The 24,819-nt window shown below is 66.1% G+C and carries 21 protein-coding genes, 1 tRNA gene and 2 rRNA genes; 14 read left to right on the top strand and 10 right to left on the bottom strand.

Annotation, left to right across the window (positions count from 1 at the left end; translation table 11 throughout):
* Positions 1-190 precede the first annotated feature (190 nt).
* The 4 genes from H7V21_RS06560 to H7V21_RS06545 all read left to right on the top strand — a co-directional run bounded on the left by H7V21_RS06560 (position 191) and on the right by H7V21_RS06545 (position 4,972).
* Positions 191-2,983: ribosomal RNA gene (locus H7V21_RS06560) — 23S ribosomal RNA — on the top strand.
* Between the two features lie 109 nt (positions 2,984-3,092).
* Positions 3,093-3,207: ribosomal RNA gene (gene rrf / locus H7V21_RS06555) — 5S ribosomal RNA — on the top strand.
* Between the two features lie 72 nt (positions 3,208-3,279).
* Positions 3,280-3,356 (top strand) — tRNA-Met (locus H7V21_RS06550).
* A 497-nt stretch (positions 3,357-3,853) separates the two neighbouring features.
* Positions 3,854-4,972, top strand: coding sequence for a mechanosensitive ion channel family protein (locus H7V21_RS06545; protein ID WP_410482676.1), 1,119 nt, complete (start codon positions 3,854-3,856; stop codon positions 4,970-4,972).
* On the opposite strand, the gene H7V21_RS06540 is transcribed toward H7V21_RS06545, so the two are convergent.
* From H7V21_RS06540 to H7V21_RS06525, 4 genes are all read right to left on the bottom strand, one after another.
* On the bottom strand, positions 4,896-6,320 hold the full coding sequence (locus H7V21_RS06540) for a trehalose-6-phosphate synthase (protein ID WP_188056033.1): 1,425 nt from the start codon (positions 6,318-6,320) through the stop codon (positions 4,896-4,898). The two genes, H7V21_RS06545 and H7V21_RS06540, sit on opposite strands and share 77 nt — an antisense overlap.
* Entirely contained in the window at positions 6,317-8,116 is a 1,800-nt protein-coding gene (locus tag H7V21_RS06535; protein WP_188056032.1) for a glycoside hydrolase family 15 protein, read from the bottom strand. Before H7V21_RS06535 ends, H7V21_RS06540 begins: the two co-directional genes overlap by 4 nt.
* Positions 8,113-8,874 (bottom strand): trehalose-phosphatase, encoded by a 762-nt coding sequence (gene otsB, locus H7V21_RS06530; RefSeq protein WP_262504040.1) that lies wholly within the window; start codon positions 8,872-8,874, stop codon positions 8,113-8,115. The genes H7V21_RS06535 and otsB overlap by 4 nt, the downstream gene beginning before the upstream one ends.
* Before the next feature lie 123 nt (positions 8,875-8,997).
* The gene (locus H7V21_RS06525; RefSeq protein ID WP_188056030.1) at positions 8,998-9,417 is read right to left on the bottom strand and encodes a DUF2147 domain-containing protein; all 420 of its coding nucleotides are present in this window, start codon (positions 9,415-9,417) and stop codon (positions 8,998-9,000) included.
* 102 nt (positions 9,418-9,519) lie between these two features.
* Between H7V21_RS06525 and H7V21_RS06520 the strand changes: the two genes are divergently transcribed.
* The 5 genes from H7V21_RS06520 to H7V21_RS06500 are packed head-to-tail and all read left to right on the top strand — an operon-like array spanning position 9,520 to position 13,849.
* The gene (locus H7V21_RS06520; protein ID WP_188056029.1) at positions 9,520-10,383 is read left to right on the top strand and encodes an S-methyl-5'-thioadenosine phosphorylase; all 864 of its coding nucleotides are present in this window, start codon (positions 9,520-9,522) and stop codon (positions 10,381-10,383) included.
* A gap of 20 nt (positions 10,384-10,403) precedes the next feature.
* Positions 10,404-10,856 carry an FKBP-type peptidyl-prolyl cis-trans isomerase gene (locus tag H7V21_RS06515; RefSeq protein ID WP_262504039.1) on the top strand — a complete coding sequence of 151 codons (453 nt, stop codon included), beginning with the start codon at positions 10,404-10,406 and terminating at the stop codon, positions 10,854-10,856.
* A gap of 4 nt (positions 10,857-10,860) precedes the next feature.
* Positions 10,861-11,979: an 8-amino-7-oxononanoate synthase gene (locus H7V21_RS06510; protein WP_188056027.1), complete on the top strand. Its 1,119-nt coding sequence runs from the start codon at positions 10,861-10,863 to the stop codon at positions 11,977-11,979.
* Complete coding sequence (bioD, locus tag H7V21_RS06505; RefSeq protein WP_188056026.1) at positions 11,976-12,596, top strand: dethiobiotin synthase; 621 nt, start codon at positions 11,976-11,978, stop codon at positions 12,594-12,596. Before H7V21_RS06510 ends, bioD begins: the two co-directional genes overlap by 4 nt.
* Positions 12,593-13,849: an adenosylmethionine--8-amino-7-oxononanoate transaminase gene (locus tag H7V21_RS06500; RefSeq protein ID WP_188056025.1), complete on the top strand. Its 1,257-nt coding sequence runs from the start codon at positions 12,593-12,595 to the stop codon at positions 13,847-13,849. Before bioD ends, H7V21_RS06500 begins: the two co-directional genes overlap by 4 nt.
* Positions 13,850-13,912: 63 nt before the next feature.
* On the opposite strand, the gene acnA is transcribed toward H7V21_RS06500, so the two are convergent.
* Entirely contained in the window at positions 13,913-16,585 is a 2,673-nt protein-coding gene (acnA, locus tag H7V21_RS06495) for an aconitate hydratase AcnA (protein ID WP_188056024.1), read from the bottom strand.
* A gap of 376 nt (positions 16,586-16,961) precedes the next feature.
* On the opposite strand from acnA, the gene H7V21_RS06490 reads away from it, so the two are divergent.
* Positions 16,962-17,366: an acyl-CoA thioesterase gene (locus tag H7V21_RS06490; RefSeq protein WP_188056023.1), complete on the top strand. Its 405-nt coding sequence runs from the start codon at positions 16,962-16,964 to the stop codon at positions 17,364-17,366.
* Positions 17,367-17,495: 129 nt separating this feature from the next.
* Positions 17,496-18,101, top strand: coding sequence for a superoxide dismutase family protein (locus H7V21_RS06485; RefSeq protein WP_262504038.1), 606 nt, complete (start codon positions 17,496-17,498; stop codon positions 18,099-18,101).
* A gap of 131 nt (positions 18,102-18,232) precedes the next feature.
* On the opposite strand, the gene thpR is transcribed toward H7V21_RS06485, so the two are convergent.
* Positions 18,233-18,769, bottom strand: coding sequence for an RNA 2',3'-cyclic phosphodiesterase (thpR, locus tag H7V21_RS06480; protein WP_188056022.1), 537 nt, complete (start codon positions 18,767-18,769; stop codon positions 18,233-18,235).
* A 118-nt stretch (positions 18,770-18,887) separates the two neighbouring features.
* Between thpR and H7V21_RS06475 the strand changes: the two genes are divergently transcribed.
* Together H7V21_RS06475 and H7V21_RS06470 are read left to right on the top strand one after the other, a co-directional pair.
* The gene (locus tag H7V21_RS06475) at positions 18,888-19,643 is read left to right on the top strand and encodes a Bax inhibitor-1/YccA family protein (protein ID WP_188056021.1); all 756 of its coding nucleotides are present in this window, start codon (positions 18,888-18,890) and stop codon (positions 19,641-19,643) included.
* 185 nt (positions 19,644-19,828) lie between these two features.
* Positions 19,829-20,179, top strand: coding sequence for a hypothetical protein (locus H7V21_RS06470; protein WP_188056020.1), 351 nt, complete (start codon positions 19,829-19,831; stop codon positions 20,177-20,179).
* A gap of 11 nt (positions 20,180-20,190) precedes the next feature.
* On the opposite strand, the gene H7V21_RS06465 is transcribed toward H7V21_RS06470, so the two are convergent.
* Complete coding sequence (locus tag H7V21_RS06465; RefSeq protein WP_188056019.1) at positions 20,191-21,504, bottom strand: amidohydrolase; 1,314 nt, start codon at positions 21,502-21,504, stop codon at positions 20,191-20,193.
* Positions 21,505-21,565: 61 nt separating this feature from the next.
* Entirely contained in the window at positions 21,566-22,186 is a 621-nt protein-coding gene (locus H7V21_RS06460; protein WP_262504037.1) for a DUF4893 domain-containing protein, read from the bottom strand.
* Between the two features lie 154 nt (positions 22,187-22,340).
* On the opposite strand from H7V21_RS06460, the gene H7V21_RS06455 reads away from it, so the two are divergent.
* A complete protein-coding gene (locus H7V21_RS06455) occupies positions 22,341-22,802 on the top strand; it encodes a peptidase S1 (RefSeq protein ID WP_188056017.1) in 462 nt (153 codons plus the stop codon).
* 18 nt (positions 22,803-22,820) lie between these two features.
* Here H7V21_RS06455 and H7V21_RS06450 read toward each other — a convergent pair whose 3' ends face one another.
* Positions 22,821-23,606, bottom strand: coding sequence for a 3-hydroxybutyrate dehydrogenase (locus H7V21_RS06450; protein ID WP_188056016.1), 786 nt, complete (start codon positions 23,604-23,606; stop codon positions 22,821-22,823).
* A 37-nt stretch (positions 23,607-23,643) separates the two neighbouring features.
* On the bottom strand, positions 23,644-24,786 hold the full coding sequence (locus H7V21_RS06445) for a patatin-like phospholipase family protein (RefSeq protein WP_188056015.1): 1,143 nt from the start codon (positions 24,784-24,786) through the stop codon (positions 23,644-23,646).
* Positions 24,787-24,819: the final 33 nt, after the last annotated feature.

The raw sequence follows: 24,819 nt of genomic DNA, 5'->3' as shown, positions 1-24,819 counted from the left end.
CGGACCGGATCGTTGTTGTCACTTAGTCGAGCGACATCATTGTGACCGCTTTGATGATCGCTCGAATTTCAAGGCTGAGATTAATCATCCACACCAAGATACTGCGCTGCACTGCTCTTGCCGAGTTTCGTGTCGCTCCGGGCCTTCGGGTTCCGGTCGATCCAGTGTTGTCGTTGGTGGTGTGGACTCTCAAGCGTGAGGTAAGGGCATTTGGTGGATGCCTTGGCATGTACAGGCGATGAAGGACGTGGCACGCTGCGATAAGCGTGGGGGAGCCGTGAGCAGGCTTTGATCCCGCGATTTCCGAATGGGGAAACCCACCTTCACCAATTAATTCAGCCGGCGGCTTGCCGTCGGCCGGGTTAATTGGGGCAAGGTATCACCTTAGTGAATAAAATAGCTTTGGTGAAGCGAACCCGGGGAACTGAAACATCTCAGTACCCGGAGGAAAAGACATCAACCGAGATTCCGTTAGTAGTGGCGAGCGAACGCGGACCAGGCCAGTGCCTTGTATTCAATCAGCAGAACGCTCTGGAAAGTGCGGCCGTAGCGGGTGACAGCCCCGTATGCGAAGATGAGATACAAGGACTCGAGTAGGGCGGGGCACGTGAAACCCTGTCTGAACATGGGGGGACCACCCTCCAAGCCTAAATACTCGTACATGACCGATAGCGAACTAGTACCGTGAGGGAAAGGTGAAAAGCACCCCGATGAGGGGAGTGAAACAGTACCTGAAACCGAATGCCTACAAGCAGTGGGAGCTCCCTTGAGGAGTGACCGCGTACCTCTTGCATAATGGGTCAGTGACTTAATCTATCGAGCAAGCTTAAGCCGTTAGGTGGAGGCGCAGCGAAAGCGAGTCTGAATAGGGCGAATGAGTTCGATGGATTAGACCCGAAACCCGGCGATCTAGGCATGACCAGGCTGAAGGTGGGGTAACACCCACTGGAGGGCCGAACCGATTAACGTTGAAAAGTTACCGGATGAGTTGTGTTTAGGGGTGAAAGGCCAATCAAGCCGGGAAATAGCTGGTTCTCCGCGAAATCTATTGAGGTAGAGCCTCGGACGAATACCTTGGGGGGTAGAGCACTGGATGGATGCGGGCGGCGCGAGCTGTACCAACTCTAACCAAACTCCGAATACCCAAGAGTACTATCCGGGAGACAGACGGCGGGTGCTAAGGTCCGTCGTCAAAAGGGAAACAGCCCTGACCTACAGCTAAGGTCCCCAAGTCACGTCTAAGTGGGAAAGCATGTGGGAATCCCAAAACAGCCAGGAGGTTGGCTTAGAAGCAGCCATCCTTTAAAGAAAGCGTAACAGCTCACTGGTCTAAATAAGGGTTCCTGCGGCGAAAATGTAACGGGGCTCAAGACGTGCACCGAAGCTTAGGGTGTGTAGTTTACTACACGCGGTAGCGGAGCGTTCCGTAAGCCTGCGAAGCCGAAGGGTAACCGACGGTGGAGGTATCGGAAGTGCGAATGCTGACATGAGTAGCGATAAAGAGGGTGAGATGCCCTCTCGCCGAAAGTCCAAGGGTTCCTGCGCAACGCTAATCGGCGCAGGGTGAGCCGGCCCCTAAGACGAGCCCGAAGGGGGTAGTCGATGGGAACCACGTTAATATTCGTGGGCCTGGTGGTAGTGACGGATTCCGTGTGTTGTCATTCCTTATTGGATTGGAATGGCTTCGAAGGAGTTCCAGGAAATAGCTCCACCGTATAGACCGTACCCGAAACCGACACAGGTGGACTGGTAGAGTATACCAAGGCGCTTGAGAGAAGTGTCCTGAAGGAACTCGGCAAATTGCCTCCGTACCTTCGGAAGAAGGAGGCCCTGTTATTGCGCAAGCAGTAGCAGGGGGCACAGGCCAGGGGGTAGCGACTGTTTAGCAAAAACACAGGGCTCTGCTAAGTCGGCTTCAAGACGACGTATAGGGTCTGACGCCTGCCCGGTGCCGGAAGGTTAAGAGGAGGGGTGCAAGCTCCGAATTGAAGCCCCGGTAAACGGCGGCCGTAACTATAACGGTCCTAAGGTAGCGAAATTCCTTGTCGGGTAAGTTCCGACCTGCACGAATGGCGTAACGACTTCCCCACTGTCTCCAGGACATGCTCAGCGAAATTGAATTCTCCGTGAAGATGCGGAGTACCCGCGGTTAGACGGAAAGACCCCGTGCACCTTTACTGCAGCTTCAGAGTGGCATTAGGAAATAACTGTGTAGCATAGGTGGGAGGCTTTGAAGCACTGGCGCCAGCTGGTGTGGAGCCATAGGTGAAATACCACCCTGTTGTTTTCTGATGTCTAACCACGCACCGTTATCCGGTGCTGGGACCCTCTGTGGCGGGTAGTTTGACTGGGGCGGTCGCCTCCTAAAGAGTAACGGAGGCGTGCGAAGGTTGGCTCAGGCCGGTTGGAAACCGGCTGTTAGAGTGCAATGGCATAAGCCAGCCTGACTGCGAGACTGACAAGTCGAGCAGAGACGAAAGTCGGTCATAGTGATCCGGTGGTCCCTCGTGGAAGGGCCATCGCTCAACGGATAAAAGGTACGCCGGGGATAACAGGCTGATGATTCCCAAGAGCTCATATCGACGGAATCGTTTGGCACCTCGATGTCGGCTCATCACATCCTGGGGCTGGAGCAGGTCCCAAGGGTTTGGCTGTTCGCCAATTAAAGTGGTACGTGAGCTGGGTTCAGAACGTCGCGAGACAGTTTGGTCCCTATCTGCCGTGGGCGTCGATATTTGAGAGGAGTTGACCCTAGTACGAGAGGACCGGGTTGAACATACCTCTGGTGTACCTGTCATTCCGCCAGGAGTGCAGCAGGGTAGCTATGTATGGACGGGATAACCGCTGAAAGCATCTAAGCGGGAAGCCTCCCTCAAGATAAGATATCATCGAGCCGTGGAAGACCACCACGTTGATAGGCCGGATGTGGAAGCATGGTAACATGTGGAGCTAACCGGTCCTAATTGCTCTGTTCGCGCTTGAAGAGTCCCACCATCAACGACAGCTCTGGAAGAGTTGCTCGTCGATCGGATGATCTCTCTCCTTGGTGCATCGATTTGAAACCCCTTTTTGCGGCTACACCGGCTTCATTGCTTGGTGGCCATAGCGTCTGTGACCCACCCGATCCCATCCCGAACTCGGCCGTGAAACCAGACAGCGCCGATGGTACTATCGCTCAAGCGATGGAAGAGTAGGTCGTCGCCAGGCATTGCAGCCGGTGTGCGCCGCAAGAAGAAGAAAACCCATTCACATGTCGTCCCTGCGAGGGACCCCCGTTGGCGCGGGGTGGAGCAGTCCGGTAGCTCGTCAGGCTCATAACCTGAAGGTCACAGGTTCAAATCCTGTCCCCGCAACCAACGCGCCGTTTCCAAAGGCCCGCGAACCTCGTGTTCGCGGGCCTTTTGGCGTTCTGAATGCATCGCGTCCCGCGAGGGCCGGCTTTGGCGCGTGCCGGACCTCCTGGTGCCCCACGAAAAAAGGCGCGGGCCGGCTCGCGGAGCCTTAGGCGCTCGCCGAAAGGTGGCTCGCGCGTCTGATACGCGATAGCTCCCACGGCGGAGGAGCGCGGAGACCGCAGCGCGAGCCCGGCTCGCGCAGCTGCGCCGCCGTCGCTTTGCGCACCGCGGCCAGAGATTCGGGCAGCAGCTGCGAGGCCGATCGCTGCCTCAGCCGCGCTCTTCGCCCCCGGGCGGGCGCCGCCGCCTGCCATTGCCGCGATGCAACAAAAGCAATGGAACGATCGCGCCGCCCTCCCGTTCGCCCAGCGTAACGAGAAGGGAGGCCCGGGGTGGAGCAGAGCCTGGCAGAGATCGGAAACTGGCTGAGTGGCGCGTGGAGCGAGCTCGTCCGGTTTATCGAGGCGCAGCCGCAAGGGCCGCTTCTGCGAAGCCTCGTCATCGCGGCGATCGCCGTGGTCGTGGCGCTGGCGCTCCACCAGATCCTGCTGGTCGTGCTGCGCCGCATGGCGCACCGCACCGAGCTGCTTTCCAGCCGGGAACTGGTGCGGCGCCTCCGGAGCCCGACGCGCTGGCTGCTGATCGCCCTTGCACTCGCGTGGGTGGAGCCGGCGCTGGAGCTCGATGCGCGCACCGAGCATGTCTGGGAGCGCGTAGCGGGCCTGCTCGTCCCGGCGCTGGTGGGCTGGCTGGCGGTGGCGCTGATCGGGGTTGCCGGCGCGCTCGTGCAGGCCCGCACCGATATTACGCAGGCCGACAATCTGCTCGCGCGACGGCGGCGGACGCGGGCTTCGATCCTGTTCCGCATCGCGACTTTCGCCGTGATCGTGATCACATTTTGCGCGATGCTGATGAGCATCCCGAGCGTCCGGAGCATCGGCATCACGATCGCGGCCTCGGCGGGGCTCGCTGCGCTGGCGGTGGGCGCCGCCGCGCAGCCTGCGCTCAAAAATCTGATCGCCGGCATCCAGATGGCGTTCACCGAGCCGATCCGTATCGACGACGTCGTCATCATCGAAGGCGAATGGGGACGGATCGAGGAGATCCGGCTGACCTTCGTGGTGGTCAAGATCTGGGACGAGCGGCGGCTCGTGGTGCCCGTCTCGAAGTTCCTGGAAGAGAGCTTCCAGAACTGGACCCGCCAGACGAGCGAGCTGCTGGGCAGCGTCTTCTGGTATCTCGATCCGGCGACGGACATCGACCGCTTCCGCGCCAAGCTGGCCGAGCTGGTCGAGGCCAACCCGCGCTGGGACGGGCGCTTCTACAACGTCCAGGTCACGGACACGAAAGTGGACGGCGCAATCGAAGTACGCGGGCTGATGACCGCCAAGGACGCATCGACCGCGTTCGATCTGCGCTGCGATCTGCGCGAGGCGATGCTGAAGTTCGTGCGCGAGCAAATGCCGGAGGCGGTCGTCCGCCGCCGCGGCGCAATCGAGATCAGTCCGCAACCTCGGATCGACGATCCTCAGCCGGCGCCACCCGCGCCTCCGGAACCGCCATCAGCGCCTCGGTGAAGCGCTGGCGCCACCAGACCACGTCTTCCTCGACCACGCATTTGCGCATCGCTTCCCAGCGCTCCTTGCGCTCGGCGAGCGGCATGTCGAGCGCGCGCAGGATCGCGTCGGAGATTTCCTCGGCGCTGAGCGGATTGACGAGCAGCGCCTGTGGAAGCTGGGCCGCGGCACCGGCGAAGCGCGAGAGGATGAGCACGCCGGGATCCTCGGGATCCTGCGCGGCGACATATTCCTTGGCGACCAGATTCATGCCATCGCGCAGCGGAGTGACGAGGCCGATCCGGGCCGCGCGATAGACGCCGAACAGCTCGTCGCGCGGATAGCCCTGGTTCACATAGCGGATCGGCACCCAGTCGAGATCGGCGAACTCGCCGTTGATGTGCCCCGACAGGCTTTCGAGCGTGGTGCGGATGCGCTGGTAGCTTTCGACTGCGGCGCGCGAGGGCGGGGCGATCTGGAGCAGGAAGACTTCCTTGCGTTCCTCGCTGTGCTCGCGAAGGAAGCGCTCATAGCCGAGGAACCGTTCCTCGAGCCCCTTGGAATAGTCGAGCCGATCGACTCCAACGATCATCGCCCGGCCGTTGGCGCTGCGCCGCATCTTCTCAAACGCGGCCTTGGCGGCCTCGCTGTCGGCCATCGCCATGAATTCGGACGCGTCGATCCCGATCGGGCAATTGAGCAGCTTCACCGAGCGGCCGTTGAGCGAGACGATGTCGTCGTCCGACGCCGTGGCGCCGAGATCGTGGACCGCGAAATCGACGAAGCTTTCGAGCCATTCCTGCGTGTGAAAGCCGATCACGTCATAGGCGAACAGCGTCTCCACCAGCTCCGAGGCTTCGGGAAGCGTGTTGAGCAGGCGCCGCGGCGGCCAGGGAATGTGGAGAAAGAAGCCGAGGCGATTGTTGCACCCGCGCTTGCGCAGCTCGTTGCCGAGCGGGAACATGTGGTAATCCTGGACCCAGATCGCGTCCTCGGGCTCGATCAGCGGCCGGACCGTCTCGGCGAAGCGTTCGTTGGTGCGCTGATAGCCGCCGGCGAAATCGCGCTCATATTCGGCAAGGTCGATGCGGTAATGGAACAGCGGCCACAGCGTGCGATTGGCGTAGCCGTTGTAATATTCCTCGATGTCCTGTTCCTCGAGGTCGATCGTCGCCGACGTGACGCCCTGATGCCGCTGGAAATTGATATGGCCGGTGAACTGGTCGGTGATCTCTCCCGACCATCCGAACCACATGCCGCTATATTCGCGCAGCGCCGCGGACAGCGCCACGGCCAGCCCGCCCTGCGCGCCCGAATGCGAGCCGGTGGGCGCGGACACTCGATTGGAAATGACGATCAGTCGGGTCATCGAATCGCGCTCCAGGGTTTGCTCAACAGAACGGCGCAGTTGATCATTCCGACCAGCGAGTAGGTCTGGGGATAGTTCCCCCACAGCTCGCCGCTGACCGGATCGATGTCTTCGGACAATAGGCCCGCTGCGGTGCGGCGCGAGAGCATTTCCTCGAACAATGCGCGCGCGTCCTCGCTGCGGCCGGTGAAATGCAGCGCCTCGATCAGCCAGAAGGTGCAGACGTTGAAGGCGGTTTCGGGCAGGCCGAAATCATCTTCGGTGGCGTAGCGCAGCATGTGCGAGCCGCGCCGCAACCCTTGCTCGACGGCAGCCAGCGTGCCCTGGAAGCGCGGATCATCGGGCGGCAGAAAGCGCAGGTCGAGCAGCTGGATCAGGCTCGCGTCGAGATCCTCGCCCGAGAAGGTGGCCGAGAAGAAGCGCGGGCCCTCGCGCCAGGCGGCGTGCTCGATCCGTTCGCGGATGCTGCGCGCGCGCTCCACCCAGAAGGCCTGGCGCTCGTTCAGCCCGAGCCGCTCGGCGACGTTGGCGAGCCGGTCGCACGCCGCCCAGCACATCGCGGCGGAATAGGTGTGGACGCTCTGCCGGGTGCGCAGCTCCCAGAGGCCGGCGTCGGGCTGATCGTGAAATTGCCACGCGCGCTCGCCGACGCGCTCCAGCGCCTCGAAATCCTCGGCACCGGCCATGCGGAAGAGGCGATGATCGAAAAAGGCCTGGGCGTTCGAAAGGACGATCTGGCCATAGGCATCGTGCTGGATCTGCTCATAGGCCTGATTGCCGATGCGCACCGGCCCCATGCCGCGATAGCCGGCGAGATCGGGCGCGATCCGCTCGGGCAGCGCCGATTCGCCGAGCACGCCGTAGAGCGGCTGGATATGCCCGCCGCGCGCCGTATCGACGATGTTGCGCAGATAACCGAGATAGGCTTCGAGCACGTCAAGCGCGCCGAGGCGGTTCAGCGCCTGAACGGTGTAATAGGCGTCGCGGATCCAGCAGTAGCGATAGTCCCAGTTCCGCTCCGACCCCGCGTGCTCGGGGATCGAGGTGGTGAGCGCGGCGACGATCGCGCCGGTCTCCTCATGCTGGCACAGCTTGAGCGTGATCGCCGAGCGGATCACCACTTCCTGCCATTCGAGCGGGACGGCGAGGCCGCGCACCCACTCCTGCCATTCGAGCGTGGTGTTCGAGAGCATGTCCTGGATCGTCGCGGCGATGTTGCCGACGAAGCTTTCGTCCGGGCCGAGGAAGAAATGGAGCGGGCGCTCGACGCGAAAGGTGCGTTCCTCCTGCAGCAGCCCAACCGGCGCGTCGGTGGTGAGCCGCAGCGTGAGTTCGTCCATCGTGTAGCGGATGTGGTTCGATCCGCCGATCCGCTGGCGGCAGCCGCTGCCGTGATGGCAGGTCGGCCGCAGGCGCATCCGGACGCGCGGGCTTCCCGCGACCGGCCGGACGATGCGGGCATAGGCGACCGGCCGATAGGTGCGCCCCATCCGCTGGAAGCGCGGACAGAAATCGGTGACTTCGATCGCGTTGCCGTGCGCGTCGATGTGGCGGCTGATCAGGATCGGCGTGTTGCGCAGATAGCTCTGCTCGACCGCGACACAGTCTTCGAGCGTGATCGACCAGAGGCCCATCGCGCTTTCGCTCGCGGGATCCTCGCCGCGCATCAGCGAGGAGAAGAGCGGATCGCCATCCACTCGGGGAACGCACCCCCACACGAAATTGCCGGCGCGGTCGACAAGCGCGCTGACCTGGCAATTGCCGATCGGCCAGAGATCGAGTGTCGGCTCGTTCACGCTCCGAGGGCCTCCGCCGCGCGATCGAGCCAGGCGAGCGTGGCGGACACGTCCGCCAGCCGGTAGGACGCTGCCGTCGCGCGGGGATCGCCGACCAGCACCCCGGCGCCACCCAGCGCGCGCGCCGATTCGAACCCGGGTTCGTCGGTCGTGTCGTCGCCGAGGAAGATCGGGCGCATGCCGGCATGTTCGGGCGCGGCCATGAAAGTGGCGATCGCCTTGCCCTTGTCGCCGCCCGAGGTGCGTACTTCGTAGAGCATCTTCCCGGTCTGAAGATGGAGGCCGTGGGCTTCGGCGAGCCGTGTCGCCAGATCGCCGCACGCGGCCTCGGCCTCGGGCGCCTGGCGGAAGTGCAGCGCGGCGCCGAGCGGCTTTTCCTCGACCAAAACGCCTGGGTGGCGCGCAGCGAGCGCCTCCATCTCCGCCTGGACCTGCTGCAATGCGGCAGGGCGATCGACCATTTCGATATGACCGTCGGCAAAGCGGAATTCCATGCCGTGGCTGCCGGCGACCGCGGGAGCCGCATCGCCGAGATAGTCGAGCACCTGCGCGACCGGACGGCCGCTGACCACGGCAACGCGCCCGTCGAGCCGATCGATCAGCCGCGCCACGAGCGCGAGCAGTCGCGCGTCGACCGCGACCGCATCGGGCCGCTCGGCGATTTCGACGAGCGTTCCGTCGAAATCGAGGAACAGGCTGGCGTTCCGCAGCAGGTCCGCCGGCGGCGCGGGAAGATCGATCGTCGAGCTGGTCGGCAAGCACCCCTCCTGTGCACTGGTCCCCGCGAAGGAAAGCGGCGGAGACCACATCGTTCCATCCGTGTGACGAGTCTTTGCTGCGCTGCAATGGGTGCGGCGCAGAAAAGGCCCGAGGGGCAGGGATCAGCTCGCGCGGCTCCAGCTCTGCTCGCGACAGAAGACCGCGATGCAACCCTTCACGCTGAGGCGCGAGGGATCGGTTCGCTCGAGCACCGAGCGATAGGTCTTGCCCGATTTGGGATCGTAGATGCGCCCGCGCCAGACCGCGCCGTCGCGCGTGAAGCCGCTGAGGATGGTGAGGCCGCGGATCGGCCGGGAGCGCAGCGATTCGTCGGGATTGTTCATGTCGAGCGGGTTGGGCCCGCGGTCAGAGCGCAGCACCCGCGTGATGCGGCCGCACATCTGGCTGCCGCAGGGAGCGATCTGCACCAGCGCCGAGCCGTCTTCGGTGCGCCAGGTGCCGGCGATGCCGCCTTCCTGCGCCTGGGCGGGAGCGGTGGTCAGCGCAGCGAGCGCGGCGGCGGCGGTCAGGGGAAACTTCATGAAGGCTCCTGGAAGACGAAACTCGACACATGCGACGCCGGACGGCATCAGCGCCACTCTATGCGCGTCGGGCGGCGCGCGCAAAGCGGCAGGGAGGCACGCATGGGCGGCTGGACGATCGGGATCATCGGCGGATCGGGGCTCTATGACGTCGAAGGCATCGAAGGCGGCGAGTGGGTGGAGGTGGAAAGCCCCTGGGGCGCGCCCTCGGACGCGGTATTCCGCGGCCGGGTGGGCCATGCGCAGGTGGTGTTCCTGCCGCGTCACGGCCGCGGCCACCGGATCAGCCCGTCCGAGCTCAACGCCCGCGCCAATATCGATGTGCTCAAGCGGCTGGGCGTGACCGACGTGCTGTCGGTTTCGTCGGTCGGCTCGCTGGTGGAGGATCGGCCGCCGGGCAGCTTCACCGTGGCCGACCAGTTCATCGACCGGACCAAGGGGCGGCCGTCCAGCTTCTTCGGCACCGGCATGGTCGCGCATGTCTCGATGGCCGATCCGGTCTGCCCGCGGCTCGCGAGGCTGGCGGCGGATGCAGCAAAGACGACGGGAGTCCAGGTGGATGCCGGCGGCACCTGTCTGGTGATGGAGGGGCCGCAATTCTCGACTCGTGCGGAAAGCCATCTCTATCGCAGCTGGGGCTGCCACATTATCGGCATGACCGCGATGCCCGAGGCCAAGCTGTGCCGCGAGGCGGAGCTGCCCTATGCGCTGGTCGGCATGGTGACCGATTACGACTGCTGGCGCGAGGAGGAGGAAGCGGTCGACGTGGCGCAAGTGATCGCGCAGCTTTCGGGCAATGCCGAAAAGGCGCGGGCGATGGTGCTCAACCTGCTGCGCGCGCTGCCGCAGGAGCGCGATCCGAGCCCGATCGACACATGCCTCGACACCGCGCTGATCACGGCGCCGCACGTTCGCGATCCGGCGCTGCTCGCCAAGCTCGATGCGGTCGCGGGGCGGGCGCTGTGATGCGGCCCGTGCTTTTCGCGATGCTTCTCGCGACCCCCGCAGCCGCGCAGGAAGCGCCCGAGCGGTCGCAGGATGCCGCATGGCACAACCGCCAGTTCGCCGCGCTCGCCGCGCTCGACCCTGCAGAGGGGTGGCGCCCGCTGGAGCGCGGCGTGCTGTGGCGCCGCGTCAAGGGCGACGGTTCGGGCCAGCATCCGAGCATCACCGATCGTGTGCGGATCCACTATGCCGGGCAGCTGATCGACGGCACCGAGTTCGACAGCAGCTGGGCGCGCGGCGAACCGGCGACCTTTCCGCTGGGGCGGCTGATTCCCGGCTGGCAGATCGCCGTGCCGCAGATGGGCGTGGGCGACACGATCGAAATCGCGGTGCCGCCCGACGCGGGCTATGGACCGTTGGGCAAGGGCCCGATCCCCGGCGGCGCGGTGCTGCTGTTCACGATCGAGCTGTTCGCGGTGAACCCGGCGGAATAGCCCCGTGTTCGACGCGCAGAGTAAGGATCTCGAACGGCTCGGCCGGATCGGGCGGCGGCGGGAGCTGCACCCGCGCGCGGGCGCGGACTTTGCCTCGAACGACTATCTGGGGCTGGCGGAGAGCGCACGGCTCCGCGAGGCGGTGGCCGAGGCGCTGGTGCGCGGCGTGCCGGTGGGGTCGGGCGGATCGCGGCTGTTGCGCGGCAACCATGCCGAGCATGAAGCGCTGGAGGCCGAGGCGGCGGCGTTCTTCGGCAGCGAGGCCGCGCTGTATTTTTCCAGCGGCTATGCCGCGAACGCCACGCTGCTGGCGACGCTGCCGCAGCGCGGCGACCTGATCGTGCACGATGCGCTGATCCACGCCAGCGCGCACGAGGGGATGCGGCTGGCGCGCGCGGAGAGCGTGGGCGTGGCACACAAGGACGCGCAGGCGGTGGACGAGGCGATCGCGCGCTGGCGGCGCGCGGGCGGGCGCGGCACGGCCTGGATCGCGGTCGAGAGCCTGTACAGCATGGACGGCGATCGCGCGCCGCTCGAGGACCTGGCCGATGTCGCTGCGCGGCACGATGCGGTGCTGCTGATCGACGAGGCGCATGCGACGGGAGTGTTCGGTCCCGATGGGCGCGGACTCGCGGCGGGGCTGGAGGGGCAGGCGAATGTCGTCGCCCTGCGCACCTGCGGCAAGGCGCTGGGATGCGAAGGTGCACTGGTCTGTGGGCCGCAGGTCGTTATCGACCATCTGGTCAATCGCGGGCGCGGCTTCATTTTCTCGACCGCGCCGTCGCCGCTTATGGCGGCCGCGGTGCGCGCGAGCCTGAAGATCTTGGCCGATGCGCCCGAGCGGCGGACGGCACTCTCGCAGTTGGTGCGTGACGCGGAGGCGCTGTTCGCGCCGCTGGGCGTGCGCGCGACCGGATCGCAGATCCTGCCGCTGGTCCTGGGCGAGGACCGCCGCACGATGGAAGTGGCGCAGGCGCTGCAGGTGCGCGGGTTCGATGTGCGCGGTATCCGGCCGCCGACCGTGCCCGAAGGAACCGCGCGGCTGCGCATTTCGCTGACGCTGAACGTCTCTCGCGGCCAGGTCGCGGCGCTGGCGGACGCGCTGCGCGAGGCGCTGGGATGAGCGGCTTCGTCGTCACCGGTACCGATACCGAAATCGGCAAGACCGTGTTCGCCGCGGCGCTGGCGGGTGCGCTGGGCGCATCCTATTGGAAGCCGGTGCAGGCGGGGCTGGACGACGGCAGCGACGCCGCGCGCGTGGCCGCGCTGGCGGGGCTGCCGCCCGAGCGCGTGCTGCCCGAGGCCTATCGGCTGGCGACGCCCTGTTCGCCGCATCGCGCGGCGGAGATCGACGGCGTCGAGATCGATCCGGCGCGGCTGGCGCTGCCGCAGGTCCGCCCGCTGGTGGTGGAGGGCGCGGGCGGCGCGCTGGTGCCGCTGACGCGCACCCTGCTCCACGCCGACATGTTCGCGCGCTGGCGGCTGCCGGTGGTGCTGGTGGCGCGCACCGGGTTGGGGACGATCAACCACAGCCTGTTGTCGATCGAGGCGCTGCGCGCGCGCGGCGTGGCGATCCACGGAGTCGCATTCGTCGGCGAGCCGGTCGAGGACAGCGAGGCGACGATCGCGGCGATCGGTGGCGTGCGGCGGCTGGGCCGGCTGCCGCGGCTCGACCCGCTGACGCCCGAGACGCTGGCGGTGGCGTTCGCCGCGCAGTTCGATCTGGCGGACTTCGCATGAGCGACTCGCCGATCTGGCATCCCTTCACCCAGCACGGGCTGGGCGAGCCGATCCCGCTGGTCGTGCGGGCCGAGGGCGCCGCGCTCTACACCGCCGACGGGCGGCGGATCATCGACGCGATCTCGTCCTGGTGGGTGACGACGCACGGCCATTGCCATCCGCGCATCCTGGCGGCAGTCGCCGAGCAGGCGGGGCGGCTCGACCAGATCATCTTCGCCGGCTGGACTCACGAACCTGCCGAGGCAGTGGCGCAAGGGCTGCGCGCGGTGATGCCGCCGGAGCTGACGCGCATGTTCTTCTCCGATTCCGGATCGACCAGCGTCGAAGTGGCGCTGAAGATGGCGCTCGGCTTCTGGGCGAACCGGGGCGAGCCGCGGCACCGCATCCTGGTGCTCGAACACAGCTATCACGGCGACACGATCGGCGCGATGTCGGTGGGCGCGCGCGGCGTGTTCAACGCAGCCTATGCGCCGCTGCTGTTCGACGTCGGCACGATTCCCTTTCCAGCCGAGAGTGCCGAGCAGGCGTGCCTCGACGCGCTGGAGGCAGAGTGCGCGGCCGGCGTCGTGGCGGCGTTCATCGTCGAGCCGCTGGTGCTCGGCGCGGGGGGAATGCTGATCTATTCCGCCGAAGTGCTCGCGGAGATGGCGGCGATCTGCGCCCGACACGGCGTGCTGTTCATCGCCGACGAAGTGATGACCGGCTGGGGCCGCACGGGCACGCTGCTGGCGTGCGAACAGGCCAGCGTGGTGCCCGATATCCTGTGCCTGTCGAAAGGGCTGACCGGCGGCGCGGTGCCGCTTGCGGTGACGATGGCGCGCGAGCCGATCTATGCGGCGCATTGGAGCGCGGATCGGGCGAAGATGTTCTTCCACTCGTCGAGCTACACCGCCAATCCGATCGCCTGCGCGGCGGCGGCGGCGAACCTCGCGATCTGGCGCGACGAGCCGGTGCGCGAGCGAGTCGCGACCCTGGCGGCGCGGCAGGCCGAGCGGCTCGCGGCGGCGGCGACGCTGCCGAACGTGGCGAACCCGCGCGCGCTGGGGACGATCGCCGCACTCGACATCGCGGTGCCCGACGCGGGCTATCTCTCGGATCTGGCGCCGCGGCTGCTCGCGCACTTTCGCGAGGCGGGGGTGCTGCTGCGTCCGCTGGGCAACACGCTCTACGTCATGCCGCCCTATTGCATTGGCGAGGCCGATCTGGACGCGATCTGGGGCGAGATCGGGCGCGCCGTGGCGACGATCGTCTGAAGCGAAGAAGGGACCGACGCCGAGTGGCGCCGATCCCCTTCTTTCGCATTCCCGCGACGTGCTTCAGGCGGCGAGCTTGCGCAGCACGTATTGGAGGATGCCGCCGTTGAGGAAATACTCCAGCTCGTTGACGGTATCGATCCGGCAGCGGGTTTGGAACGTCTCCTTCGAGCCGTCGGCGCGCGTGACTTCGACTTCGACGTCCTGACGCGGGCGGAGGTCCGCGACGCCCGTGATCGTGAAGCTTTCGTCGCCGGTGAGGCCCAAAGTCTCGCGGCTCACGCCCTCGGCGAACTGGAGCGGCAGCACGCCCATGCCGACGAGGTTGGAGCGGTGGATGCGCTCGAAGCTCTCGGCGATGACGGCGCGGACGCCGAGCAGGATCGTGCCCTTCGCCGCCCAGTCACGCGACGATCCGGTGCCATATTCCTTGCCCGCGATCACGACGAGCGGCGTTCCGTCCGCCTTGTGGCGCATCGCGGCGTCGTAGATCGGCATGGTTTCGCCGTCATACTTCGTCATGCCGCCTTCGATGCCCGGCACCATTTCGTTGCGGATGCGGATGTTGGCGAAAGTGCCGCGCATCATCACGTCATGGTTGCCGCGACGCGCGCCATAGCTGTTGAACTCGGCCTTCGAGACCTGGCGCTCCTGCAGATAGGTGCCCGCGGGCGAATCCGCCTTGATGCTGCCGGCCGGCGAGATGTGATCGGTGGTGATCGAATCGCCGAGCACCGCGAGCGGCTTGGCATCTACGATGTCGCGCACCGGCGCCGGCGTCATCTCCATTCCGTCGAAATAGGGCGGGTTGGCGATGTAGGTCGACGTCGGATTCCACTGGAAAGTGTCCGATCCCTCGACGCTGATCTTCCGCCAATGCTCGTCGCCGGCATAGACGTTGCCGTAGCGTTCCTTGAACATGTCTTCGCGGACGCTGGAGAGGATCAGGTCTTGGACCTCCTGATTCGAGGGCCAGATATCCTTGAGGAACACGTCCTCCCCGTTCTGGTCCTGCCCGATCGGCGTCGTCGTGATGTCCTCGGTCACCGTGCCCTTCACCGCATAGGCGACCACCAGCGGCGGCGAGGCGAGGAAGTTGGCGCGCACGTCCGGCGACACGCGGCCTTCGAAGTTGCGGTTGCCCGAGAGAACCGAAGCGGCAACGATGTCGTTGCCGTTGATCGCTTCGGAAATCGGCGGCGCGAGCGGGCCCGAGTTGCCGATGCAGGTCGTGCAGCCATAGCCGACGAGATTGAAGCCGAGCGCGTCGAGATCGTCCTGCAGCCCCGCCTTGGCGAGATAGTCGGTGACGACCTGCGAGCCGGGCGCGAGGCTGGTCTTGACCCAGGGCTTGCGCGTCAGCCCCTTCTCGCGCGCCTTCTTGGCGACGAGACCGGCGGCGATCAGCACCGAGGGGTTGGAGGTATTGGTGCAGCTGGTGATCGCGGCAATCACCACGTCGCCGTCGCCGATGTCATGATCGAGGCCCGTGACCGGCACGCGCTTCGGATTGCCCTTCTTGTACACCTTGGTGAGATCGGTGTTGAACAACTCGTCGACCTCGGTGAGCGCGACGCGATCCTGCGGACGCTTGGGGCCGGCGAGCGAGGCCTGGACGCTGCTCATGTCGAGTTCGAGCGTGTCGGTGAAGATCGGATCGGGGCTGGTCTCGTCGTGCCACATGCCCTGCGCGCGGCAATAGGCCTCGGTGAGCGCGACCTCTTCCTCGGGGCGGCCGGTGAGGCGCATGTAATCGAGCGTCTTGTCGTCGATCGGGAAGAAGCCGCACGTCGCGCCATATTCGGGCGCCATGTTGGCGATCGTCGCGCGATCGGCGAGCGTCATGCTCGACAGGCCGGGGCCGTAGAATTCGACGAAGCGGCCGACGACGCCCTTGGCGCGCAGCATCTGCGTGACGGTGAGCACCAGATCGGTGGCGGTGATGCCTTCGCGCAGCGCGCCGGTGAGCTTGAATCCGACGACTTCGGGAATCAGCATCGACACCGGCTGGCCGAGCATCGCGGCCTCCGCCTCGATCCCGCCGACGCCCCAGCCGAGCACGCCGAGACCGTTGATCATCGTGGTGTGGCTGTCGGTGCCCACCAGCGTATCGGGATAGGCGACCTCGTCCCCCTCGGGCGAGTGGGACGACCAGACGCCGCGGCCGATATATTCGAGGTTCACCTGGTGGCAGATGCCGGTGCCCGGCGGCACCACCTGGAAATTGTCGAGCGCCTTGGAGCCCCACTTTAGAAACTCGTAGCGCTCGCCGTTTCGGGCATATTCATGCTCGACATTCGCCTCGAACGCTTGGGGCGTGCCGAACTCGTCGACCATCACCGAATGGTCGATCACGAGGTGGACCGGCACCTGCGGATTGATCTTCTGCGCGTCGCCGCCCAGCTTCGTGATCGCATCGCGCATCGCGGCGAGATCGACCACGCAGGGAACGCCGGTGAAATCCTGCATCAGCACGCGCGCGGGGCGATACTGGATCTCGCGGTTCGAGCGGGCATCCTGCTGCCAGTCGACGATCGCCTGCGCATCTTCCGGAGTGACGGTCGTGCCGTCCTCGAAGCGCAGCATGTTTTCGAGCAGCACCTTCATCGAGAAGGGCAGGCGGCTGATGTCGCCCAGCTTCGCGGCTGCCTTCTGCAGCGAATAATAGCCGTAGCGCTTGCCGCCCACGTCGAGCGTGTCGCGGGTGCCGAGGCTGTCCTGGCCGATTGCGGTCATGGGTATGGGCCCTTCCTGTTTATCTCCCCTAGCGCGGCGGGGAGGCGGAAGGTTCCGCACGATCGCGCTGCCGGGGCGTGTGTGACGCGAGAGTCGCGCGGGCCTTAGCAAGGGGGTGGGGACAGGGGAAGATGCGAGCGGTGCGGAGCCGGGGGCTAACTCGAGCCAGTGCACGGACCCTGGGGAGGGATCACGTTGCCGGGAAGCGCGTTTCGAGGATGCGATCGCTGCCGTGTCGCGCTGGAGGAAGCGGCCGAAGCGCGCCGCCGCAACGCCCCCTGCGGGGCGCACGGCGGTCGACGTGGCGGTGCAACATTGCTAGGATGCAGCGACCTCCAGTCCGCCAGAACCGCAATTCGGGTAGAGTAGCCTGTCCATGTCCGCCGAAACGCCCCATGTCCACGAACATCCGATCGACGTCCGCCCCGAGGACATCGACTTCATGGGGCACGTCAACAATGCGGTGTATCTCACCTGGGTGCAGGATGCGGTGATCGATTACTGGCGGCGCGTGGCGCCCGCCGAAGCAGTCGCGCAGCACCTGTGGGTCGCGCTGAAGCACGAGATCACCTATCGCAAGCCCGCATTCCTGAACGACAATGTCGTCGCGCATGTGGTGGCTGAAGGCGTGCAGGGCGCACGGACCTTTTTCTCGACGATCATCAAGCGCGGCGAGGACGTGCTCGCCGAGGTCCAGTCGAGCTGGTGCTGCCTGGACGCCGAGACCAAGCGGCCGGCGCGGCTGGCGCGCAGCGTGGTGCAGCGGTTCGTTCCCGGCTGACGTCGCAACAGCGCACATTCGCCGCGCGGTGCGCCGCGCCACCCTCCCGCCGAGCAAAGCGCGCCACAGGTTCGGAACCTGTGCTGCGTCCGTTCATTTCACAGCAAGAATGAACGGAGGAGACCGGTGATGCAAGGGTTGAAGATGGCGACGGCGCTCGCCGGGATCGTGGCGCTCGCGGCCACTGCCGGCGGTTGCGCCGAAGAGACCACCGTGGTGGTGAACGACACCGAGGCCAATATGGCGGCCGAGCCGATGAATGTGATGATCGACGGCAATCGTATGATGGACGGCGCCTATCAGGCTGTTGCCCAGCTGCGGACCGCCGAGGGCGCAGAAGCCGGCCAGGCGATGGTGCGACAAGTGGAGGAAGGCCTCGAAGTGACGGTCTACGCCCGCAACGTTTCGCCGGGCCCGCATGGCGTTCACGTCCACACGACCGGGCAGTGCAATGCGCCCGACTTCCAGAGCGCCGGCGGCCACTGGAATCCGACCGACATGCAGCACGGGCTGGAGAATCCGCAGGGTCCCCATGCCGGCGACATGCCGAATATGGACGTCGCTCAGGATGGCACCGGCTCGATCACCTTCACCTTGCCGGCGGGCACCTATGAAGGGCTGATGGACGCCGACGGCGCCGCGATGATGATCCATGCCGGCCGCGACGACCAGCAGACCGATCCGGCAGGCGACAGCGGCGATCGCGTCGCATGCGGTGTGTTCGAGGCGGCATAGCTCCCGCCGCCCGGCCCGCCGCTCCGCGTAGCGTTTCGGAGTGGCGGGTATCGCCGCACAGGTGCGCCTGACCAGCCGATGCGCCTTCTCGCCTCCAGCTGCTGCTCACGAAAAGAGGGCGGCAGGCGACGCTAGCCGTCCAGCGGGTAGCGCTCCACTGCTTCATAGACCGCGCCCTCGCTGCCGAGGTGGCTCTGGAACAGGGTGAAATGCTCGAAACGGAACGGGGCGCTGGCAAGACCGGCATGCTCGGCGAGCCAGCAATCGGTGGTGCCCGCGCCCGCGCCGAGCCGCGCCAGCGTGATATGCGGCAGATAGGCACGGGCTTCGGAAGCGAGCCCGGCGCGGGTGATCGCCTGATCGACCTTCTTGTGGAGGCGCAGCAGCGCGTCGTGGGGCCGCACCCCCGCCCAGAGCGCGTTAGGGCGGCCGCGGGTGTCGAACTGGCCCACGCCGGCGAGCGCGACGTCGATCGGCGGAAAATGGACACTGCCGAGCATCAGCGCGACATCCTCCGCCATCGGCCGCTCGACTTCGCCGATGAAGCGCAGCGTGAGGTGGAGCTGATGCTCGTCCTGCCAGCGCGCGCCCGGTACGCCGCCCATTGCGTCGAGAAGCTGCCGGCGGATCGCGGGCGGCGGCCGCAGACCTACGAAAAGACGATGCATAGCGGCATTCGCCTTAACCAATCACAACGCGGGGTGCGAACCGGTTTTGCTTGAAAAGCGACCGCAAAGCTCTGATATTCGCATCATCCGGCAGCAACGCCGGGCAAAGGAGTTTAGAATGGCAAATTGGTCGGATCCCCGGACGGCCGCCGCCCCCTATGCGACGGGCGCAGCTACGCGCGGTGCCGCGTATGATGCGGGGCTGCGTTCCTATATGCTGTCCGTGTACAATTACATGACGTCGGGCATCCTGCTGACCGGCATCGTGGCGATGCTGTTCGCCTGGGGCGACCCGATCACGGCGTCGCCGGCGTATCAGGTGTTCTCGCAGGGCGGGCCGCTCGCGTGGATCATCATCCTGTCGCCGCTGGCGATCGTCTTCGCGATGAGCTTTGGCCAGAACCGCATGAGCCAGGGGACGCTGCAGGCGCTCTACTGGGGCTTCGCGGTGCTGATGGGCCTGTCGCTCTCGACGCTGTTCCTGCGCTACACCGGCACGTCGATCGCCCAGGCGTTCTTCGCGACGGCGGCGGGCTTCGCCGGTCTGAGCCTCTATGGCTACACCACGAAGAAGGATCTGTCGGGCTGGGGCTCGTTCCTGATCATCGGCGTGGTGGGTCTGCTCGTGGCGATGCTGCTCAACGCCTTCGTGTTCCAGTCGGGCGTGATGGGCCTCGTCATCAGCGCACTGGGCGTGCTGATCTTCGCCGGCCTCACCGCTTATGACACGCAGAAGATCAAGAGCATGTACGCCCATGTCGCGGGCACCGAAATGCAGGGCAAGGTCGCCATTCTCGGCGCGCTGAGCCTGTATCTCGACTTCATCAACATGTTCCAGTTCCTGCTCCATCTGATGGGCAGCGCACGCGAGTAAGGCGATACGTCTTCCGCGCGAGCACGGATCGAGGAACGGCCCGGCGGGGAAACCTGCCGGGCCGTTTTTTTGTCCGCGGGGCGCGGCGATTTCCATGTGCGCGGCCCGGCAGTGGTGCCGCACAAAGGAACGCTCGCCGGGTCCGTCCGTTTCAGAAGGGTAACGCCCAGCGAAAGAGAGAGGCAATGAGCGAGTCCGATCCCGTCGAGAAAGCCGTCACGAAGGACATGCCGGTGGCGCCGCCCGATCCGGGCGAAACCCGGTCGGATGCAGCGGAGGATCGTGCCGCCGCCAATCGCCTCGGCGCGAAGGAAACGGATGCCGGGATGACTTCGGCGCACAAGGACGCGGGCGCCGACGAATCGATCGGCGAGCGGCTCGAACGCAATCCCGAGAGCAAGCAGGCACGGCTGGACCGTGCGCTGGACGAATCGATGGACGCATCCGACCCGCCGGCGACGACTCAGCCGGTCCACAGCCACGGACCTGCGCCTTCCTCAGGCTATGACGCCGAGAAGGAAAAGAACCGCAAGTAGCGTCGAAAGCGTCAGCTTCTTCCCAGAATGTCGAGCGCCGCCGCGGTCAGCGCTTCGCTGGCGGTCGCGATCACGGCCTCGGCATCGGGAGCCCAATAGGGGCTGTGCAGCGAGGGAAGCGTTGCCTCGCCCGCCTGCGCCGCCTGCCAGCGATCGAGCGGCACACCGCCGACCCAGAAGATGACGCTCTGGATCGACTCGTCGGCGAGCCGATAGCGGCCGAAATCCTCGCCCCCCATCACCGGCGTGGCCTGCACCACGCGCTCTCCGCCAAATTGTTCGCCGAAGAGACTCAGCAGCCGCTCGCTGAGTTCGGGCGTGTTGTAGGTCGACGGGGTATATTCGTCCTTCACCGTGACCTCGGGCATCAGATCGTCGGGCATGCCGGCCGCGATCGCTTCGCCACGCGCGATCCGGGCGATGCCGTCGAGCAGTTGCTGGCGCACTTCGGGCGCGTAGCTGCGCACCGTCAACTGCAGCAGCGCCTCGTCCGAAATGATGTTGTGCTTCGAGCCGGCGTGGAAGCTGCCGACCGTGACCACCGCCGGGGTCTGCGGATCGAGCTCGCGACTCACCAGCGTTTGCAGCGACGTCACGATCCGCGAGGCCAGCACCACGGGATCGCGCGTCGTGTGCGGATAGGCGCCATGGCCGCCCACGCCGCGGACGCGAATGTCGACCGAATCGACATTTGCGAGCGCATAGCCGGGCGTGAGGCCGATCACCCCGGCCGGCGCCGAGGCGGTGTCGTGAAAGGCGATCGCATGCGTCGGCCTGGGGAAGCGCGTGAAGAGCCCGTCCTCAAGCATCATCCGCGCGCCCTTGCCGACTTCCTCGGCGGGCTGGGCGATCATCACCAGCGTGCCCGACCAGCGATCCTTGAGGGCTGCGAGCTGCCGCATCGTGCCGACCCAGGCGGTCATATGCGTGTCATGGCCGCAGGCGTGCATAACGCCGGTTTCCACGCCCTCCTTGGTCGTGGTGCGGACCTGCGAGGCGAAGGGCAGTCCGGTCTGCTCGGTTACGGGAAGGCCGTCCATATCGGCGCGGATCAGGAGCGTCGGTCCCTCTCCATTGCGCAGCACCGCGACCACTCCGGTACCGCCGACATTCTGGGTCACATCGAAGCCCGCCTCGCGGGCGATGCCGGCCAACCGGGCGGCGGTGGCGGTTTCGTGAAGGCTGAGTTCGGGGTTGGCGTGCAGATCGCGATACAGCGCCATCAGCGCGTCCATGTCGGCGGGCGCCGCATCCGGGATCGGCTGGGCCAAGGCAGTCGACGAAACCAGCGCCAGCGCGGCAGCGGCGACAAGAGAGCGGATCATGGCGGCAGTCCCCCGGTTGCAAGTCGCGCAGCTTCGCCGTCGCGCGCCCGGAGCGCAACCCTCAGGCGGGGACGAACTCGATCACGTCCACAATCGATTCGAAATTCGGCCGGGGCAGGACGAGCCTCCAGCGTGCCTCACCGATCCGTTCGACATAGCCGATCATGTCGCGCTGGCGATCGATTCCGTAGCGCTGCGCCCGATCTTCATCCCCCAGCACCAGGGTGCCCAGGAAGATGGCCCGCGTTTCGCGATCGGGGAACAGCAGCCCCTCGGGGCGCTGCGAGCCGGTGCGTTTGATAAAGCGGCGTAGCGCCCCTTCGGCGGCGATGCTGCATTCAAACCAGGGATAGGCAGTGAAGTCCTGCGCTGCGGGCTCCGCCGCCCCCAGCTTGAAGGTCCGGCAGCGATAGGTGCCGGGCGGCGGAAGTGCGCCGGCCATGGCGATGTCGGGATCGAACAGCACGCCTTCCGCGGCGACTGCGGGCGCGTCCGCGGCACGGGCGAGGGGCAGCGCTTCGTCCCACGCCGATCGCCAGCCGCGCAGCCGCTGTCGATCCGACTCGGTTGCCACCGACCGCCAGTTCTCGCCAAGTTCGGCGGGACCGGGATGCGCCTGGCGATAGATGCTGCAGCCCGGAAGGGTGAGCAGCAGCGCCGCGGAGAGAAGAAGACGATGCACGCGCCCATGGTGCAGGCGGCGCGCCGGGATCGCAACCCGTCGCGAACACATTGCCGAGCTTCCTGTAAACAGATGATGGACCAATGTGCCGAATTGCGGCAAGTCACTGGCTGGCGGCGGCATTTCGCGGCCGCGATCCCAAGGGGGGGAGCTCATGTTGAAGAAGTTCGTTTTCGTTGCGGCGATGGTCGCCGCGTTCCCGGCAGCCGCGCAGGATGTCGGCGCCGATCCCAATTATGAGGAAATGACGATTTCTTCGGGCTTCGAGCCCGACCCGCGCGTGGTTTCGCTGCGCGCCGGCGGCGACATCGATGCAAGCCGCCTGGGCGGCGCCTGCACCGGCTTCATCACCGACGCGCCCGACGTGCGCCTGAACTTCACCGGCGGCGACCTGCCGCTGATCATCTCCGTCGCGGCCTCTTCGGACACCGCGCTGGTCGTGAACGCACCCGATGGCCGCTGGTATTGCAACGACGACGGCGGCAACACCGGCCTCAATCCGTCGGTCCGTTTCAACTCGCCGCGTACCGGCCGCTACGAGATCTGGGTCGCGACCTATGAGTCGGGTGCGACGCAGCCGGCGCGGCTCCACGTCTCGGAAGTTTCCAGCCAGTAACCGGCCGGATGGGCGGCGCTATTGCGCCGTCCATCCCCCGTCGACCGAGAGATTGGCGCCGGTAATGCCCGCCGCCGCATCGCCGCAGAGATAGAGCGCAAGGCTCGCCACCTGATCGGGCAGGACGAACTGCTTCGTCGGCTGCGCCGCCAGCAGAACGTCGTTCATCACCTGCTCGCGCGTGAGGCCGCGCGATGCCATCGTGTCGGGAATCTGGTTCTCGACGAGCGGCGTCCAGACATAGCCGGGTGAGATGCAGTTCACGGTGACGCCATGGGTCGCCGTTTCGAGCGCGATCGTCTTGGTGAGCCCGGCAAGGCCGTGCTTGGCCGCGACATATGCCGACTTGTTCGGGCTCGCCACGAGCGAATGCGCCGATGCGGTCGAGATGATCCGGCCCCAGCCCTTTGCCTTCATGTGCGGCACGGCGGCGCGCATCATGTGCCATGCGGAGGAAAGGTTGATCGCCAGGATGGCGTCCCACTTCTCGACCGGGAATTCCTCGATCTTCGCGACATGCTGGATGCCGGCGTTGTTCACCACGATGTCGGGCGCACCCAGTTCGGCGGCGCAGCGCTCGACCATCGCGTAGATCTGATCGGGCTTCGACATGTCCGCTCCATCGTAGAGCGCGCCGGCACCCGAGCGCTCGGCAAGGGCGGCGCGCTCCTTTTCGATCGCATCGGCGTCGCCGAAGCCGTTGATCATGACCGCGGCACCTTCGGCGGCGAGCGCCTGGGCGATGGCGAGGCCGATGCCGGAGGTGGAGCCGGTGACGATCGCGGTCTTGCCTTTGAGGAACATGGGGCTTCCTTTTGCTGCGGAGTGAGGCGACGAGGCTTCAGCGCGCCGTCAGGTCGAAGGCGGCGGTTCTGCCGTCCTGGATATTGCGGGCGATCAGCCGTGCATTCGCCATCGTTTGGGCGACGGCGCGCCCCCCGGCGTGCCAATGCTCGGCCATCGAGCGGTGTGAGAACTCGAAGTCGCGGCTGCCGCCTTCCCAGGCGTTGGCGCGATAGATCAGATGGACGAGACTGACCGGCTTCTCCGCCGCCTGTGCCTCCAGCGCTCGGACATCGGGGTCGTCGTGCAGCTCCGGCGGCAGCTTGGCCAGCACCTTGCGGATCGCCTCGCGCTCCAGACGCAATCGCATCCGCTCGGTCGAGACCTGGCGGGTGCGGCTCGAATAGCGGATCTCCTTCTCGCGCGCGAGCACGTCCATGATCGTCTGCGGCCGATCGGCGGCTGCGGCGAACAAGTCGACCTGGAACACCAGCATCGGCACCTGCTGCCGGTCGAGGACATGAGTGAGCGGCGTGTTCGAGACCAGACCCCCGTCCCAATACCAGCTTCCGTCGATCTCGACCGGCGGAAGCCCCGGCGGGAGCGCGCCGGAGGCCATGACGTGGCGCACGTCGATGCGCTCATCCTCGGTGTCGAAATAGCGGAAGTTGCCGGTTTCGACATTGACTGCGCCGACCGACAGGCGGACGGGGCCGTCGTTGAGCAGATCCCAGTCGATCAGCGTTTCCAGCGTCGCCGCGAGAGGAGCGCTGTCGTAGAAGCTGAGCGCGCCGGGGCTGCCCGCCGACGCGAGCATTGGCGGAAGCGGGCGCGGGCGGAAGAAGCCGGGAACGCCAGTCCACATCACCATGGCGGCCGACCATTCGTGCGCCAGCTCGCGCGCCGGATCGTGAAGCGAGACCGGCAGGCTGGGCAGTGCGCTCGTCACCATGTCCCAGAAGGCGCGCAGCCGCTCGATCCGGCGTTCGGGCGGATTGCCCGCGATGATCGCCGCATTGACCGCCCCGATCGAAATGCCGGCGACCCAGTCGACCGCGATCGCCGCTTCGTCGAGCGCCTCGATCACGCCGGCCTGAAAACTGCCGAGCGCGCCGCCGCCCTGGAGCACCAGCGCCACGCAATCGGGCAGCGGCATCGCCGGAGTGCGGCGCGGCGGAGCGGAAGGTTCGGCATCGGCCATCGGCTGCACATGGCGCGGCCGCGCGGCTTCATC

Origin of the sequence: Sphingosinithalassobacter sp. CS137 (assembly GCF_014334115.1) — a bacterium.
Classification (GTDB): Bacteria; Pseudomonadota; Alphaproteobacteria; order Sphingomonadales; family Sphingomonadaceae; genus Sphingomonas.
This window is presented reverse-complemented; position numbering and strand designations above follow the sequence as displayed.